Origin of the sequence: Gilliamella sp. BG3 (genome assembly GCF_046635605.1) — a bacterium.
Taxonomy (GTDB): Bacteria; Pseudomonadota; Gammaproteobacteria; order Enterobacterales; family Orbaceae; genus Gilliamella; species Gilliamella bombi.
Map to the genome: position 1 here is coordinate 13,548 of NZ_JBIDFE010000019.1, position 17,200 is coordinate 30,747.

The 17,200-nt window shown below is 34.9% G+C and carries 19 protein-coding genes; 8 read left to right on the forward strand and 11 right to left on the reverse strand.

What is annotated here, in order from left to right:
• Positions 1 to 188: 188 nt before the first annotated feature.
• The gene (locus ACGH6S_RS09305; RefSeq protein WP_411578185.1) at positions 189 to 617 is read right to left on the reverse strand and encodes a universal stress protein; all 429 of its coding nucleotides are present in this window, start codon (positions 615 to 617) and stop codon (positions 189 to 191) included.
• Positions 618 to 751: 134 nt separating this feature from the next.
• On the opposite strand from ACGH6S_RS09305, the gene ACGH6S_RS09310 reads away from it, so the two are divergent.
• Together ACGH6S_RS09310 and ACGH6S_RS09315 are read left to right on the forward strand one after the other, a co-directional pair.
• A complete protein-coding gene (locus ACGH6S_RS09310; protein WP_091122989.1) occupies positions 752 to 1,156 on the forward strand; it encodes a GNAT family N-acetyltransferase in 405 nt (134 codons plus the stop codon).
• Position 1,157: 1 nt separating this feature from the next.
• A complete protein-coding gene (locus ACGH6S_RS09315) occupies positions 1,158 to 1,739 on the forward strand; it encodes a Maf family protein (RefSeq protein WP_411578186.1) in 582 nt (193 codons plus the stop codon).
• Between the two features lie 24 nt (positions 1,740 to 1,763).
• Here the strand turns inward: ACGH6S_RS09315 and ACGH6S_RS09320 are convergent, their stop codons facing one another.
• The 10 genes from ACGH6S_RS09320 to ACGH6S_RS09365 form a co-directional block, all read right to left on the reverse strand.
• The gene (locus ACGH6S_RS09320; protein WP_411578187.1) at positions 1,764 to 2,429 is read right to left on the reverse strand and encodes an ABC transporter ATP-binding protein; all 666 of its coding nucleotides are present in this window, start codon (positions 2,427 to 2,429) and stop codon (positions 1,764 to 1,766) included.
• The gene (locus tag ACGH6S_RS09325; RefSeq protein ID WP_411578188.1) at positions 2,429 to 3,640 is read right to left on the reverse strand and encodes an ABC transporter permease; all 1,212 of its coding nucleotides are present in this window, start codon (positions 3,638 to 3,640) and stop codon (positions 2,429 to 2,431) included. The genes ACGH6S_RS09320 and ACGH6S_RS09325 overlap by 1 nt, the downstream gene beginning before the upstream one ends.
• Positions 3,641 to 3,726: 86 nt before the next feature.
• On the reverse strand, positions 3,727 to 4,206 hold the full coding sequence (locus tag ACGH6S_RS09330; RefSeq protein ID WP_411578189.1) for a DUF4418 family protein: 480 nt from the start codon (positions 4,204 to 4,206) through the stop codon (positions 3,727 to 3,729).
• A 20-nt stretch (positions 4,207 to 4,226) separates the two neighbouring features.
• Positions 4,227 to 4,886, reverse strand: a complete 660-nt coding sequence (locus ACGH6S_RS09335) for an ABC transporter ATP-binding protein (protein ID WP_065561315.1) — start codon at positions 4,884 to 4,886, stop codon at positions 4,227 to 4,229.
• Between the two features lie 10 nt (positions 4,887 to 4,896).
• A complete protein-coding gene (locus tag ACGH6S_RS09340; RefSeq protein WP_411578190.1) occupies positions 4,897 to 6,039 on the reverse strand; it encodes an ABC transporter permease in 1,143 nt (380 codons plus the stop codon).
• A gap of 17 nt (positions 6,040 to 6,056) precedes the next feature.
• Entirely contained in the window at positions 6,057 to 7,343 is a 1,287-nt protein-coding gene (locus ACGH6S_RS09345; RefSeq protein WP_085163998.1) for an ABC transporter permease, read from the reverse strand.
• A gap of 23 nt (positions 7,344 to 7,366) precedes the next feature.
• Positions 7,367 to 8,617, reverse strand: a complete 1,251-nt coding sequence (locus ACGH6S_RS09350; RefSeq protein WP_411578191.1) for a Fe-S-containing protein — start codon at positions 8,615 to 8,617, stop codon at positions 7,367 to 7,369.
• Between the two features lie 96 nt (positions 8,618 to 8,713).
• Positions 8,714 to 9,277: an iron transporter gene (locus tag ACGH6S_RS09355; protein WP_034912235.1), complete on the reverse strand. Its 564-nt coding sequence runs from the start codon at positions 9,275 to 9,277 to the stop codon at positions 8,714 to 8,716.
• A gap of 118 nt (positions 9,278 to 9,395) precedes the next feature.
• Positions 9,396 to 10,592: an FTR1 family protein gene (locus ACGH6S_RS09360; RefSeq protein ID WP_202983924.1), complete on the reverse strand. Its 1,197-nt coding sequence runs from the start codon at positions 10,590 to 10,592 to the stop codon at positions 9,396 to 9,398.
• A 16-nt stretch (positions 10,593 to 10,608) separates the two neighbouring features.
• Positions 10,609 to 11,247, reverse strand: coding sequence for a nitroreductase family protein (locus ACGH6S_RS09365; protein WP_167370044.1), 639 nt, complete (start codon positions 11,245 to 11,247; stop codon positions 10,609 to 10,611).
• Between the two features lie 251 nt (positions 11,248 to 11,498).
• On the opposite strand from ACGH6S_RS09365, the gene ACGH6S_RS09370 reads away from it, so the two are divergent.
• The 6 genes from ACGH6S_RS09370 to ACGH6S_RS09395 all read left to right on the forward strand — a co-directional run bounded on the left by ACGH6S_RS09370 (position 11,499) and on the right by ACGH6S_RS09395 (position 17,168).
• Complete coding sequence (locus ACGH6S_RS09370; protein ID WP_085163995.1) at positions 11,499 to 12,941, forward strand: LTA synthase family protein; 1,443 nt, start codon at positions 11,499 to 11,501, stop codon at positions 12,939 to 12,941.
• Between the two features lie 9 nt (positions 12,942 to 12,950).
• Positions 12,951 to 13,574, forward strand: a complete 624-nt coding sequence (locus tag ACGH6S_RS09375) for a LysE family translocator (RefSeq protein ID WP_065589486.1) — start codon at positions 12,951 to 12,953, stop codon at positions 13,572 to 13,574.
• Positions 13,575 to 13,739: 165 nt separating this feature from the next.
• Positions 13,740 to 14,702 carry an arabinose-5-phosphate isomerase GutQ gene (gene gutQ / locus ACGH6S_RS09380; RefSeq protein ID WP_065589485.1) on the forward strand — a complete coding sequence of 321 codons (963 nt, stop codon included), beginning with the start codon at positions 13,740 to 13,742 and terminating at the stop codon, positions 14,700 to 14,702.
• 185 nt (positions 14,703 to 14,887) lie between these two features.
• Positions 14,888 to 15,409 (forward strand): shikimate kinase AroK, encoded by a 522-nt coding sequence (gene aroK / locus ACGH6S_RS09385; protein ID WP_034912252.1) that lies wholly within the window; start codon positions 14,888 to 14,890, stop codon positions 15,407 to 15,409.
• A 67-nt stretch (positions 15,410 to 15,476) separates the two neighbouring features.
• Complete coding sequence (locus ACGH6S_RS09390; RefSeq protein WP_411578192.1) at positions 15,477 to 16,298, forward strand: SPOR domain-containing protein; 822 nt, start codon at positions 15,477 to 15,479, stop codon at positions 16,296 to 16,298.
• Between the two features lie 48 nt (positions 16,299 to 16,346).
• Positions 16,347 to 17,168 (forward strand): Dam family site-specific DNA-(adenine-N6)-methyltransferase, encoded by an 822-nt coding sequence (locus ACGH6S_RS09395; protein WP_065589483.1) that lies wholly within the window; start codon positions 16,347 to 16,349, stop codon positions 17,166 to 17,168.
• Positions 17,169 to 17,200: the final 32 nt, after the last annotated feature.

Sequence of the window (17,200 nt, forward strand, 5' to 3'; positions counted from 1 at the left end):
AATACTCTACCTGAACGATTTTATAGAAATACGAAAAATAAAACAAAATAGCTAATCCATCCGAATATCAATATAGAAATGATCACTGAAGTTTATAACACCCGAAACCTGTAATTCTAAATATTTAAAAAGAATTCATTGGGATATTCACCTAATTTTATTTAATTTTTCAAAAAAACTTAATCATCCTACCTAACAACTAACACCGAAGTTTTAGCACCACGAACCACCCCAGAAGCATTAGATCCTAAAAGATGAGTTGAGATATTAGGACGACGTGAGCCTAGAATAATTAAATCGGGTTGAATTTCTTCCGCTAAACGGAGAATCTCATCCCTTGGATTACCAAATGCAATAGAAAAGGATACATTTTCACGCGGTAAATCAATCGAGTCAATAAGTTTATGCAAGTCTTTTTCCGTTTGTACTGTAGCTTTATCCTTAAATTCGTCAAAACCAAATGAGTAAACATTCACAATGGCTGAGGCAACTGGTAATGTATGAAAAAAGATGACTTCAGCATTAGACAATCTGGCTAAGCACTCTACATGTGGAATGACTTTTTTAGTTAATTCATCTTCAAGCACATCAATAGGAACTAAAATTTTTTTGTACATAACTCCCCCCTTGCTTTGTTAAAGATTCAATTATATATTCAGTGAACCTAAAATAGGTTTTACCTAGCTAGTATGATACTCATTTTAAATTTAAACTTTAATTATTTTTTATCCAATTTATGATGGAGATCAACATGAATTGCATTATTTATCGTTCTGATGTCAAACCGACACTAGAACAAGCCACCACCCTTTATCGTCATTGTTCATTAGGCAAACGTCGTCCACTTACCGATACCGTACGCTTTCAAGCTATGTTAGATAATGCGAATTTGGTGGTAACTGCTTGGCATGATGATAAATTGATTGGCATTGCGCGTTGTTTAACGGATTTTGTTTATATCACCTATTTGGCAGATCTCGCGGTGGATGAAAATTATCAACGACAAGGCATCGGAAAGCAATTAATTAAAGAAGTGAAAAACAATACTGACAAATCATGTTCAATTACTCTGCTAGCAGCGCCACAAGCAGTTGATTATTATGGCCATATCGGTTTTAATGCGCATCCTTCAGCTTGGATTTTAAGAGATAATTAAAATGAGAATCATATTAGCATCAACATCTGTATCCCGTAAAAAAGTGCTTGAAAAATTAGCTATCCCTTTTGAGTGTGTGCCACCAATTTGTGACGAAACACCACTAGCAGGTGAGTCAGCTAAGCAATTGGTGGTTCGGCTAGCTAAACTTAAAGCCCAATCATTAGCTATGCAGTTTGCTGATAGTTTAATTATTGGCTCTGATCAAGTTGGTGTGTTAGACGGTAATATTGTTTGCAAACCGCATACAATTGATAATGCCCGTAAACAGCTTCGACAAAGCAGCGGTAAAGCTTTCTATTTTTATACTGGTATGACAGTAATTAATACCAAAACACAACAACAAACCACTATTTGCGAACCATTTAAAGTGACTTTTCGGCATTTAACTGATTCAGAAATTGATGCTTACATTAGCAAAGAGAAGCCACTACAATGTGCTGGTAGTTTTAAATGTGATGAACTGGGCATCACCATGTTTGATAAACTTGAAGGTGATGATATTAATTCATTAGTTGGGTTGCCATTATTAAAACTCAATAAAATTATGATCGACATGGGTTGTAATCCACTTTTAATATAACAATTCAGTTAATAACTAAACCCATTAGTCAATAAATCGTCCAGCTGACATTTTCATAACTTTTTGGCTATAACGGGCAACATCATGATCATGAGTGACAATTAATAACGCTGTACCTTGTTGATGAATTTCAGACAGTAATTGCATGATTTCAGTTGCGCTTTCTTCATCAAGATCACTGGTTGGCTCATCAGCAATAATGATTTGTGGTTTACAAATCAGTGCTCGCAATATCGCAATACGGCGCATTTCACCACCTGACATATGGGCTGGATATGCATCTTGCAAATGGCTTATTTTAGCTTTTTCAAGCAGACTTTTGGCTTCATTTAGGGAATTTTGATTTGCTCGCTTGGTTAAATAAAAAGGCAGTCGAATATTATCAATTGCCGTTAAATTAGGCAGTAAACTGCTACCTTGAGGAATATAACCAATATGCTGATTACGAAAGGCAGATACTTGCTGATCATTAAGATCAAATAAATTTGTATTATTAATAGTGATTTTTCCTTGCGTTGGTGTAAGTAAACCGGCAATCATATTTAGCAAAGTGGTTTTACCACTGCCTGATTTACCCATAATGCATATAAAGTCATCTTTTGCCATTGAAAAACTAACATTATTCACAGCTGAAAAGGTTTGTTGCCCTCTTGTGTAATCTTTACGTAGGTTTTTAACATTCAGTAACATTATTCGCCCTCTCTAAGGGTACTATAAGTATCAAATTTAGTCATAGATAAGGCACTATAGATACTTGATAAAGGTCCTATAATTAGCGTAAGAATAAAAACAACAATTGCATATAATAATGCATCAAATAGTGAGATATTTACACACGGCAAACCAATAGATTGGCAGATTAATAAGCTAAATGCATAAAGTAATACCGAGGCGATAACAATGCCACTAACTCCGCCTAATCCACTAATTATTAAAGATTCACGAAGCAACATTTTGACTAAATCACGCCGAGAAGCGCCTAATATTCGTAATAAGCTAATTTCACGCTTGCGTTCATTTAAGCTTGAAGAAAATATCACAAAAATCACAATAATAGCTAAAACCCAAAAAATAGCCGATAGGCTATATACAATAGTTGAAAAGCTAGTTAACCATTTTGATATATTACTTAACATACCTTTGGTCATAATAAAATCAATATTATAGTCAATGGCGTATCTGGGCATAATTTGATTAACAATATCTTTAGGTTGATAATCTGAATTGACCTTAATGAAAATCGACGAGGCATAATCAGCAAAATGGTCAACATCCCCTTCAATTAATTTTGCATTTTTCATTAATGATTGGGCTGCCGACATAGTCAGAAAGACAGAGGTATCAAATCCCATCCCTGTGCTATCCATTTTAGCAATAATTTTAAAAGGATGATTAAAAAATAAGATTTCATCGCCCACATCAGAACTAATTTTAGAACCAACAACGACTTGATTATCAGTCAATGGCTCTGAAAGTTGTGATTGTAACCAAGGCTTAATTATAAAATCAGTATGCTGTTCAAAACCAATTAATTGGACTTTAGACGAACAACATCCTGCATTTAATGAAGCAATAAATAGCTGAGGTGAAATGGCCTCAATACCTTTGATACCTTTTATTTTATCAATCAAATCTACTTTTAAATAAAAAGTACTCGGTTCACCACGCAATAAGGCAACTTCCATATTTTTTTCGTAACCATTAGGCACAATAAGAATATCAGCACCTAACCTGTTAGCCATGCCTGAAATACCAAGGCTGAGATTTTTCATCAGTATACTTCCACCAAACAGCGTTGCCGAAAAAAGCGTAATGATGATAATCAAACAGCAACTTCTAAACGGTCGCCGCTGAATATTTCGCCATGCTAAATTTGCCATGGTGATCGGTTTTTCGCACATATTGACTTCCCTGCTTGTTCGATTTAAATGTTATACCTATTATCTGGTAAAGATAAGTGTGGTCTTTGTTTGCTAACAAAACTCTATCAATTTTTCGTTGTTTTATTTAAGTAATAGATGTTAATAACAGCGACAATAAATAATAAACCTGATAATAAAACTAAGGCCGGTTTAGACCCCATATTGCATCGCATCATTTCATTACCGCAAACACCAATTAGAATTGTTGGTATAGCCGCTACTAATAAAGAAATACACGCAAGTGCCATACTTAATCCCATTCGCACAAAAGCAGTACGGCTAGTTAGTAGCAATGCACCAATGGCTATCACTAAACAACCAATGCCAATTTCAGCTCTTGCTGTCCAAAAACATTTCATGATTTTTCCTGTGCCACTATGTATATGCCCGTTATGTGCTACCTCGCTACTAGCGTGATTCAATGTATCAATGGGCATGGTTACAACGTCTGGAAGAGGACAAACTGGCAATATATATAATGGAAATAAGATAATTAATACTCCAATAATAATAAAGATACTTGATGAAATAAGACGGTTTTTCATATATAACAACCTTCAGTTGATTAATTATCAATTACACGTGCAACCTTGCCGTGCTCCAGTACTACAGTAGTTTGTGCATGTTTTGACACTTCTAGTGAGTGAGTAACTACAATAATGGTACTGCCTTCTTTGTGCAGTTCATGTAATAAATTCATGACCATCGCTTCGTTGCTTTCATCTAAATTACCAGTTGGCTCATCAGCCAAAATCAGTTTTGGATAGTTAATCAATGCTCTAGCAATACAAACACGTTGCTGTTCACCACCTGATAACTGCCTAGGTAAATGTTTAGCTCGAGCAGCAAGCCCAACACGTTCAAGTGCTTGCATAGCCTCTTTTTCGTCAACCATACTATGATAATATTGAGCAAGCATGACGTTTTCTAGTGCGGTTAAATACGATACTAAATGAAATTGTTGAAAGATTAAACCTATCTTATCTCGACGTATTTCGGTTAATTCTGACAAAGAAAGCTGGGTAATATCTTGCCCGTCTAAAATAACTGAACCAAGTGAAGGTTTATCCATACAGCCTATGATATTCATCAAAGTTGTTTTACCACTACCAGAAGGTCCCATAATCGATAACCATTTACCTTCTTCGACTGTTAAATTCACTTCAGAAAGTGCATGAAGAGAACCATAAATTTTAGACACATTTTTTACTTCGAGCATATTCATACTTTATATCCTATTCACCGCGTAATACTAACGCAGGCTCTACTTCAAGAGCTCGTTTTACCGGAATTAAACACGCAATTACCGTTACTATCACTGAGATAATGATAGTGGTTGGGATCAGATAAAACTCAATAATAATTGAACGTCCAAACACATTGGTACTAATAATTTGAGCAAAGATAAGCCCGCATATCGCCCCAATAATGCCACCAATAACACCTAAAACTAATCCTTCAGCTAAAAACTCTTTTGCAATACTTTTATTGTTGGCTCCTATCGCTTTTTTAAGACCAATTTCTTTACGACGCTCCATTACCACTGTCATCATAGTGGTAGCTACACAAATCATGGTAAGAACGAGTACAACAAAAGTAACTAAATAGAGTAACGAGGACAGTTTGCCTAATACAGATGCTTCTGACTTTGTCACCCATTTAATTAAATGAGGTTCAACTGTTGTCATTTGTTTTTTTATTTTTTCAATGTACTGTTTTAATTCTGTTTCTGTGGCGGCAATGCTTACTTCAACAACTTCGGCTTGCTCGCTTTCTTCAAGTAATTCTTCTAAATCGTGCAGATCAACAAAAATAAAGTTATCTTCGGAACGTCCAGTTTTAACAATACCTGTAACGGTGAGTTCTTCATCAAAACGAGAATCTTGTTTAGATTTGCCGGAAATCGGCATAGTGCTACCAATGTTTAATTTAGCAAAGTTAGCAATATCAGTACCAATCATTATTTCATGTGAATTTTGTGGTATTGAACCTTCAATAGACCAATAAGGACTGGTTTTTACAACTTGTTTAAAGTCGGTCCCCACAATAGTATAAGGTTGCTGATTACTACGAATTGAATTATAACGAAATGGGGTAACACCAAGTAATTTATCTTCTGGTAAAAAGGTAACCGCTTTATTAACCTCTGTCATTGCTACCGTTGATTGATTATTGGCAGGTAGTAGTAGAAGATTGGCACCATAAGAACGGAATTCTTGTCCCATTTGCCGTGGTATATCATAACAAAGTGTGATCATACCAAGAAGAACCGTTGCTCCAATAGCAACGCCAAGCAAGGCGATGGCAATGCGAGAACGGCGTCGGATAAGTGAACTTAACACGGTTTTAATTATAAAGCGCCTATTTTTATTGATCATGAGACTTACCTTTCACCTTATCGACCATGTAACACATCAGTTGGACGCAAAAACATCATAATACGCAATGCTGGTAAACTACCTAAAAAGGTAATTAAGATCACCATAATTAGGGCTAAAGGAATAATTATCATCTTAGGCTCAACAAAAGAACCAAACACTGTATGACCAATAATTTGCGCAAAACCAAAACCAATAAAGTAACCAAAAAATCCACCAAGTAAGGCAATAATAAAGATTTCAGTTAATATTAGCATTGCAACAGCTGTATTAGTTGCACCAAGCGCTTTTAATAGGCCAATTTCGGTACTGCGCTCTATAACGTTAGCAGTAACCAAATTCGAAATAGCAAGCGCCGAACAAATCAATGATAAGATAGTTAATAATAACATTAGTAATTGTGTTTTTTGTAAAATAGATCCTTCTGACTCAGCAACTTGCATAATAGCTTTAACACGCACATCAGGCATTAACTCTTCTAGCTGGTATGCAATTGAGCTAATATAAGCAGTACAATACCATGTATCCCATTCTGTTCTAGATAAACTGTTTGGATCTTGCGCTGCTTTACGAGCTAATTCGTTTTCTGGAGTGGTTAATGCACTAACCTCAACACGTTCAACTAGTCCTTTTTTATCGGCAAGATCTTGTGCAACTGGTAAAGAGACATAAATTTGCGTATCTTCAGCACCACCACTATGAAAAATATTGTTAATAGTTAATGTAAACTTTTTGTTTGTTTTCGTTGAAATTATATCTATCGTATCGCCTAGCTTTAGATTCCACTGTTTGGCTACAGATTCACCCACCATAGCTCCTTGCAAATTATCATCGGTCATGGTGTTTCCTTCAATTGTCCACCATGATTTCATGGCTAACATGCCCGTATCAACCTGATCACCTGTTGGAATATTAAGATGTTTATTAAACCAAGTACCTACCACCGTAATTGGCTTATCATGAAATGTCGCTTGAGTTGTTAGAAAAGGTGCAAAATCAACAATATTATAAGCCCAAAAAATCATCTTAATTCTAACAAGTTCTTCTTCTTTAATATATTGCACAGCTTGCCCACTATCATTGTTATCAAGCTGGTACATTTCATTAATGACAGCACTACCACGAGGAACAATATTGAGATTAGCACCATAGGCTTTTAGCTCTTGATTCACCTTATCACCTACGTCAAACATTACATTTAGCATAGCAGTAGCAAGCGAAACACCCAATGCAACCGTTAAGGCAATAAGAAAAAGTTTCTTTTTTTGGCGAATTAAAACACTTAATAACATTCTACAAAACATACAATATTCCTTTTAATACGCTTTTATTTGAAACGACTTTTCTCTGCTTCAAGGTTAGCTGGACGAATCACCATATTGCCGTCAATAATTTCGTATTTAAGTGGAACAGGGTTACATCCTCCTGAAAATCCAATCGTTGCAATGTTCATTACTACATCGCACAAAATACAAACGACTTGATCACCGCGTTGGTAGTAACCACTTGCACCACAAATATCGCAAGCATCAAAACCTACACCATAAGCATTATCGCTTTTTTTAATAACAATAAAGCGAACTAAAGTTCCATCTGTTGCCTGATAACCATAACGATGTAAATTACCGTCGTTCACTTTATCGAGAGGGATAACAATTAAGCCATCAGCATTAGGCGATATAGGCTCTGCCGGTGTAAGTTCTACGCCTTTTTCAAAAATGTAACGCGCGCGCGTCACAGTATATGCGGTTATTGCTGTACCAGCCATAATCATTAGGGCAGATCTTCTATTGCTACGTAATTGTGCTTTAAGTTTACGAATTTGAGCAGGGTTATTACCCACTAACGAAGTTGTTTTTGATTTGATATACAAAACAATGGCTAAACAAAGCACAATTGTCATGAAAATAAAGATAAAGAAATTAACATGACCAAGAATAAAAATAACCAACTCCATCATCCATGGTTGGGATGAAATAAAACGCCTAACAATTAAAATTTGTAGAATATTAACACTATTTTGAATAGTGAAAATAATAATTGACAGTGAAGTAATAGCAAAAATAAATTTTGTCGATAATCGTCCACATATACGGAAAGTAAATAGCCCAGTTAACAAGATTATAAGTAAAGCAAATCCATAACCAACCCATTTAAACAAGTAATCATTATTAAAAATAGAGTCCATTCCGACAGAAAATTCGAATGGATAGAGCATTAAATTAGGTAAAGACTGTGCACTTATCAAACCAATACTTAGCACAAATAACATTGTAAAAAAGAATTTACCAGTTCGATTATGGGTGGATTTTTGCAAGCAAATAGCAACAATCAACGGTATAGCAATAATAACCCAAGGTATGATCACTCCAAGATCATAATATTCACGAACAGCAAACCCTGTGTTGCGTTTTAAAATGGCATAAATCAATGCAGCAATAAAGCCCAATACAAAACCAAACAAAATAATTTTTTTAATATGATGAGGCGTGGATCTTATAATTGCAGCGCTCAGTAATGCCATCATCATTGCTGGAACGAAAGTATTATCGGTAATATTGATAAGGTATTGAAGCATATTCATTGCCTAACTATTGCAAATATTATTGGTGAGCATAATGCTCACCAATAACTGATTATTAATTATTTAATATAATTAGTTATTTTAAAATCATTACCATGCGCGTGGAATGTAATCAAAGTCCCAAGAAACTTCGATAGGTTTGCTCCAAAAGCGTCCTTCCACACCTGTTTCTTTATCAACATGTAGTAAATAACCTTGTTTTTCTGGGTTTTCAATCATAAATGTTACTTTATATTTACCAGCACCATCTAATTTTATATTATTACCATAGTGAGGACCATCAGAGGCATTCATTGGCATAAAGTTACCTTCAATTACTTTATCACTGCCTTGCTTTTGAATTTTATATTTTACAGTTAAGTAAGGAACAAAATCACCTACGCCATAACCTAAGTTATTACCTTCTGCAGCTGAAATATCAGCTTCAATGTGCATGTCTGATTTTGAGGCTGGTAAACCACCCATACCAGCGGGTTCCATATCGACAGGTTGGAAATAAACAGCACCAATGTGTAATGGCCCCACGGTTACTTCATCACCAATTGGAAACTCTTCAAATCCTTTTTGTTCGCCAGGTGCCGGTGCTGCTGCATGAACGAATGAAGATAAGGCAAGTATTGAAGCAATACCTGCTGATAAAATTAATTTTTTCATTGAAAACTCCTTCTCTTAGTTTTTGAAAATTTATTACACTTGTTTTTTTGGGTATTAACACAACTCAGTTTTTCAATCCGCATTTATGCAATTTTAAGCAAATAAGCAATATTAATAATTATTGCTTTTTACAACTATGTTTAGCTTTGTAATATATGACAGAAACTACTACAATAAATACCATAATTATTTGTGGAACTAATGTCTCGACTGTTGGATAAATACCTAAAACTTCGACAGAATGTATAAAATCAACAGAGGTAACTGGGATCATATCTGCCTCTTGTAATTCTTTTACTCCACCACCGGCAAAAGCTATTGCCATGATATACATCAAAATACTAGTGCCAATAAAGAATGGGCGAATTGGTAATTTCATGGTACCAAAACGAATAACGACAAAAATAATCGCAAGAATTATCGTTCCAATAGCTAGCCCATACCAAACCATATCCATGTGTTCTTTAGCTTCAATTAGCATTGCTTGGTAAAACAAGATCGTTTCAGCACCTTCACGAAAAACAGCTAAAAAGGCAGCAAAACCTAAGGCAAAGCGACTACCAGATGACACTGCTGTTTGTACCTTTTCTTCAACATAGCTTTTCCAAGCCTCAGCTTCTGCCTTTGAAAACATCCAATTACTAATAAAAAATAGTACGACTGTTGCCAAGAGCATAGCAATTCCTTCAATAATTTCTTGATTTGCGCCGCTAATATCAAACACAGTATGAAGAGCAATTGCCGCTAAAATACTGGCAAAAATAGCTACAAGTGAGCTCATATAAACTACTTTTACCATGGCAAGATGTCCAGAACGAACCAAATAAGCTGAAATTGCCGCAATCACTAAAATCGCTTCCAGCCCTTCCCTAAAAATGATAATAAACGAAGCTAACAGAATGCTCCAACCGCTCTCTTGCTTACCATCTAGTTCGTTAGCATCTTCATGTAACATTTTTAAAATAGTATCAATTTCATTTCTAACAACTTTATTCGACGCACCATCGTTCATTAAACGTTTAATTTTGGCAAATTGATATTCGGTATCGGTTCCTCGTTTACCCGAAATATAAGACATAACCGCACGCTCAACCCCATGCTTTTCATAAAAGCCAAAATAGGCATTATTAACTCGAGCTTTAGCACGCTCAACATCTTTTATAAAATAGATATCATAAGCGTCATTTAAGATGGTATCCATTTCGTCAACAATAGCATTCCAACTTTCGTATTTTTTTTCGGCAGCATAAGATGATGGGGCCAAAGCCATTAAACTTCCAATAAGAAGCAAAGCAAGTATTAAAAATCGTTTCATATCTTAACTTTACCTTTTATTTTCCTATTAAAAGCATACCTAGTGGTTTACTGCCTTCTGGTAATTGTAGCTCTTGGCTAATAACTTCTGGTTTAATGGAGTGAATATAACGAGCGCTTAATTTTAGTGCCGACGCAACTAAATAAGCGTTTTGACTCATTGCACCAACGGCCGTGTAATTAAAGTTAGCGATTTGTTCTGGATTTATATCGGTTAATGCACTAGCATCCGACACAAAAATCAATGAATAGGCTGCTCGCCTTGTAAAACTTTGCAAACCAATATCAGCACGAATATCTTTATTATTAATTTCTTTTAAATAATGACCTTCCCACTCATATAAAAAAGTACCCTTTTCACTGGCGAGGTAGATTCTCACATAAGGAGATTTACCCTTAACCATCGGCACCGTCCACCCTGTTTTACCACGATTTAAACCACTTGCAGCCCAAAGTACTGTCGAAAGTTCGTCATCAGAAATTTTACCAGTAGGAAAGCCCCCCCCAGGAGTTGAAGATCGTTTTTTTAGACTTTCAAATAGACTCATTCCATCTTTAGTTTGAGGGGTAGGTAATGCAATATCGGCATAACAAAAAGAGTGTGAAAACAAAGATACAAATAAAATAACAACTATTTTCCGTATAAACCACGGCATAGCAACCTCGGACATTATCGCAATAATTTCATCAATATCTTATTGCGAATAGAATTAATTATCAACCTCAAATAATAACAATTATCATTTAAGGTACTATGGCGCTATAATTATTATTCATACAATACATACCCAATTTCGAATTTCAAAACCACAAATCAAACATTATCAACCGATATTTTTATTTTTTTATCCATTAAGTATATACTTAGGCAAAATTGATTTTTGAATATATTGAGTAACAATATCTTATGCCATTATCGACATTAATTGTTTTGCCACTTTTTATTATTACAATTGTTTTTGCCTCACTCTTTAAACAGACAAAATGGCAAATGCTAACCATAACTTTACTAACGATCTTTATTGTAATGGAGCTAACTTCTATCTATTTTAGTGGTGGCTTTATTGATTATCAGTTTTATGTAAATTTAAACATTAATGACATAATCGAAGGGCTATTTATTTTTAAATTACAAGCAGTCTTAGTTATCGTTGTCTTTTTTTCCCTTATTTTTTTGCTATCAAAACTCGCAGATTTATGCAAACGTAAATGTCATTTAGTATTTCGTCTGTTACTAGCCTTTGTGGCAATAGTATCCATCAGTTACAATAATGGTCCATTCAGTCGCTTATACGAAATCTATCAAGTTACAAGCGCACCTCGTGAGCCATTTGAGCAGGCGTTACAATCACTTAATATGACTCACTATACCAATAAAGATCAGCTTGTTAGCTATCAAGGTAAAAATATTATTGTTTTATCTTTAGAATCATTTGAACAAGGCTTTTTCGATTTTGAGGATATTACCCCTAATTTACAAAAACTTCGCCAAGATTATACCTTTTTTGCTAATATGCCCATGAGTCCAGGAAGCTCATGGACTACCGCATCGATGTACACTTATATGACCGGCATGCCCTTTCTAATTGGTGGCTACACAACATCACCACTAATGCGCGCAGACAAAACCAATCTAGTTAGCCTAGGCGATATACTTAATCAAGCGGGTTATCAAACCCGTTATGTAATGGCTAGCCCTGATTTTGCTGGTATTGGTCACACTGCAGAACTGTTTGGTATGCAAGTCATTTCTGAAAAAAACTATGTCGGCCAATATCCACCAGCACCTTTTGGGCTGTATGACAAAGACATTTTTGATGTAGCGCAAAAACAAATTACTGAAATGCGCAAAACAAAAAAACCTTTTGCTTTATTTATTTCAACTGTTTCAACTCATGCACCAAATGGTTTTGATGATGAAAGAATGAAATCGGTTATTTCACCAAAATCAGATAATATGTCTTTCGTTGCTGCTTCACTAGATCATAATTTGGGAATTTTTATCCAACATCTAAAAGAAGAAGGTGTATTAGAAGATACTGTATTTTATATTTTTCCAGATCATTTAATGATGGGAGCAGGCACACCAACAATCAATCGTCTTTCAGAAAAAGAACGCAAACTTTATTTATTAACAAATGCACATACGCAAGATCTACAAAAAAACACTGATCAAACTATTTATCAGATTGACTTACCTCGTTTAATTTTAAATGGAGCCCAAGTCAAAACTAACGCTAAATTTTTGACTGACTATTTAACTGAACCTAATTTTGATAAAAAACAGTTTATTGAACAAAATAAATCTAATATTGCAACGCTCAATAATTCAGCACAAGTATTTAAATAGGCACGAAAAATGACGTTTGATACATTAATTTTTGTCTCTACAATTAGCTTTTTAGGTATGATCTCACCTGGGCCTGATTTCTTTTTGGTGTTAAAAAATAGCTTAAGCTATAACCGCAAGATAGCATTGCTCACTTGTCTAGGCGTCATCATCGCCATCTTAGTTCATATGAGCTATTGTATTGCGGGTATTGCAGTACTTATCACCACAACTCCACTTCTTTATAACGCCTTACGCTATGCGGGTGCCACTTACTTAATATGGCTTGGCATAAAGGCACTGCTCGCTCAAAAACCAAATACCACCTATATTGGTAAGCCACAACTCATGCAGCCAATTTCAGAAAAATCAGCCTTTATGCAAGGTTTTTTATGTAATTTACTTAATCCTAAAGCAACGTTATTTTTTTTAGCTACCTTTACTCAAGTGCTTAATGCAGAATCATCAACACTTGATAAGCTAATCGTTGCGTTTATTATTTGGATTGAAGGTGTTTTTTGGTGGCCTTTTGTCGTCTTTATTTTTCAAAGGCAAAGTGTACAACGACGTTACTTTAAAATTCAATTTATAATTGATAAATTATTAGGAGGCATTTTAATTACACTAGGAATTAAAGTTGCCCTAGGTTTTTAGATTATTAAAAAGTAATTAGTAAATATTAAGTCTAAAATGCATACTTTTTTGAATATTTAAACATTAATTGTTAAACTAAAACCTGTTCATCTTTTATAATCGCCTTGTCCTTAATTTCCGATTATAAATGCACTGATAACACGTTTTATTCAATAGGCTAATTAAATGGATAAATTATTACAATATGGTCGAGAGCTTCTTGAATTGGAGATATACGAAGCAAAAAAATTACCAGATAGATTAGGCAAAGATTTTGTTAACGCATGCAAACTTATTTTAACCGCCAAAGGTAAAGTCGTTGTTTCGGGTATTGGAAAATCAGGGCATATAGGGAAAAAGATTGCCGCTTCGTTAGCTAGTACAGGAAGTCCTGCTTTTTTTATGCATCCATCGGAAGCCCTGCATGGCGACTTAGGAATGATAACTCAAAACGACGTAGCTATATTAATTTCATACTCGGGTCGAGCTAAGGAATTTAATTTAATTTTACCTATTCTTACCGAAATGCAGGTGCCTGTTATTGCTATCACTGGAGGGTTGGATTCACCACTTGCTAAATCAGCCCAAGCAATTCTTGATATTTCAATTGAAAAGGAAGCTTGTCCTATGGGACTTGCGCCAACCTCTAGTTCAACTAATACATTATTAATGGGGGATGCGCTAGCAATTGCAGTAATGCGAGCACGAGGCTTTAAAGAAGAAGATTTTGCACGCTCCCACCCTGCAGGTAGTTTAGGGGCTAAATTACTCAATCATGTCAAAGATGTAATGCGAACAGGTGATCGTATTCCTAAAATACCACAAACTGCAACCGTATTTGATGCCATGCTAGAATTAAGCCGTACAGGAGTAGGGCTAGTTGCAATCTGCCAAGATAATAATAAAATAGTTGGTGTATTTACCGATGGTGATTTACGTCGCTTATTATTAAAAAATGGTACATTACAAGATAACATTATGGACGTTATGACCAGCTTGGGACATCGCATTCCTGAAAGTTGGAAGGCTGTCGAAGCACTAAAATTATTTACTGATCATAATATTACTGCCGCTCCGGTTGTTAATAACAACAATGAATTAGTAGGGGTTTTAAACATCCATGATTTGCATCAAGCTGGTATTAGCTAAAAGTATTGGTAAATACCTATTGCCAAAAGGTACTATCTATTGAGATAATTACCGACCTAAATTTTTGTCGTTAGACGGAGATCCAAGAAAAGTTACACAATGATAAAGCGAATGATCATATAAATCAAAGCAAGTTGACATTGTGTTGTATATTTTAACCAAAATTAACAGATGATGAAACAACAATGGCAGAAAAGCGAAATATCTTTCTAATTGGCCCAATGGGGGCAGGAAAAAGCACTATAGGCCGACAAATTGCACAACAGTTAGGCATGGATTTTTTTGACTCAGATCAAGAGATTGAAAAACGTACTGGAGCCGATATTGCATGGATTTTTGACCTAGAAGGAGAAGAGGGATTCCGAGCCAGAGAAGAAAAAGTCATTAACGAATTGACTGAAAAACAAGGTGTAGTTCTTGCAACTGGTGGGGGTTCAGTCTTATCTAAAGAGACACGAAATAGATTATCCGCTCGAGGAATCGTTGTCTATCTTGAAACAACCATTGAAAAACAGATGGCAAGAACACAAAAAGATAAACGCCGCCCATTACTACAAGGAAGCAACACACCACGTGAGCTTTACGAAGAGCTAGCTGGAGAGCGCGAACCACTTTACGAAGAGATTGCTGATATTACAATTAAAACCGATGAACAAAGCGCCAAAGGTGTTGCTAATTATATTATTGATAAAATAGAGCAAATTTAAGTCGTGTATTTTAGAAATAATAGCTAATCATTAAGTAATAAATCTTTTGATAGGTTAAGGAGTAAGTATGCGTGTAGATAAAGATGACCGTTATATATCAGAACAACCCAATAAGGATTCTGCGCATTCATTCAGATTACTTAGTTTTCTTCAAGATCTTCCAAAGAAAAAATTAATTATTTTTGGTTCAGCAATTATTATTCTTTTATTGCTTGGTTTGATTATTTTTAATTCTTCTCGTAAAAAAGAAGGAACACCATTAACACCACCTGTGGTTAATGGAGTGGCTTCAACAGAAGAAAACAATAATACAATCACTGATGAACAAAATAGTGTTGGAATTGGTGGAAATCAACCTAAAAGTAATGAACTGGTGACAGATACATCAAACAGTACATTAAATAAATTTAATACACAACAACAGCAACTTGAATCCTTTTCAGATACAAGTAATGGCTTAAACCTATCAATAAATGACTCAAATGGAGATTCTAAAGCAAATCATCATTCTGCGGCAACATCTAATGGTAGGGTTAAATCAAATAAAAATAATACGAAAAAAAACACATCTAACTCTGTTAATCGTAAAACTGAAAATAATGATTTAGGGAAAAATATTAAGATAGAAAATGATCATTATGTCGTTCAGCTTAGTGCCTCTAAATCACTTGAAGGTCTAAAAAAATTTGTAAAACAAAACGATATAACAGATTACCATATTTATGAAACCAAACATAAATCTGGTTCAATGTTTATTTTAATAAAAGGCAACTATTCATCAGTAGATGAGGCACATAAAGCAATCAAGTCTTTGCCAAATGCACTACAGAAAGACAAACCATGGGTTAAATCTGGTGCAATGATTAATAAAGAAAAAGTAGCAAAATAACCAAGGATATCGTTTATTTATCCGATCAACGACAAATAGGAGTATCCGTTGAAGAAGCAACGAGCCTTTTTAAAATGGGCTGGAGGAAAATATGAGCTTGTGGACACAATTAAACGGTATCTACCAGAGGGCGATCAGCTAATAGAACCTTTTGTTGGAGCTGGTTCTGTTTTTTTAAATACTAACTATAAAAGTTATATCTTAGCGGATATCAACCATGACTTAATTTCATTATTTACATTATTAAAATCAAGTCCAGATCAATTTATCCGTGACCTTAGATTACTATTTGTTGCTCAAAACAATCACCCAGATGCGTTTTATCAACTGCGTGATGTATTCAATGGAAGTAAAGATCAGTACATCAGATCGCTTTTATTTGTCTATTTAAATCGACATTGTTATAACGGCTTATGTCGTTATAACAACAATGGACTATTTAACGTACCATTTGGACGCTATAAGACAATTTATTTTCCTGAAAAAGAACTTTACTTTTTTGCAGAAAAAGCTCAAAGAGCACAATTTTTTTGCGCACCTTACCACGAAGTAATGAAGAAAGCGGCAAAAAATTCAGTAATTTATTGTGATCCCCCCTATATACCCCCAAATGAATCAGCTGGATTTACGGCTTATTACTCAAATATATTTGGATTTGAAGAGCACAAAAACTTGTCAGAATTAGCTGAAACTATGGCGTATAAAAAAAACATACCCGTGCTTGTGTCTAATCATTATACTGATTACACAATGAACCTTTATAACAATGCAAGCGAACTTTATCGAACAGAAATGAGACGATCAATTAGCTGTGCCGGTAAAGGAAGAAAAAAAATTGACGAGATTCTAGCATTATACAAAAAGTCTTAGATAGCTAAATATAAAGCGAGTTATTAGAGGTA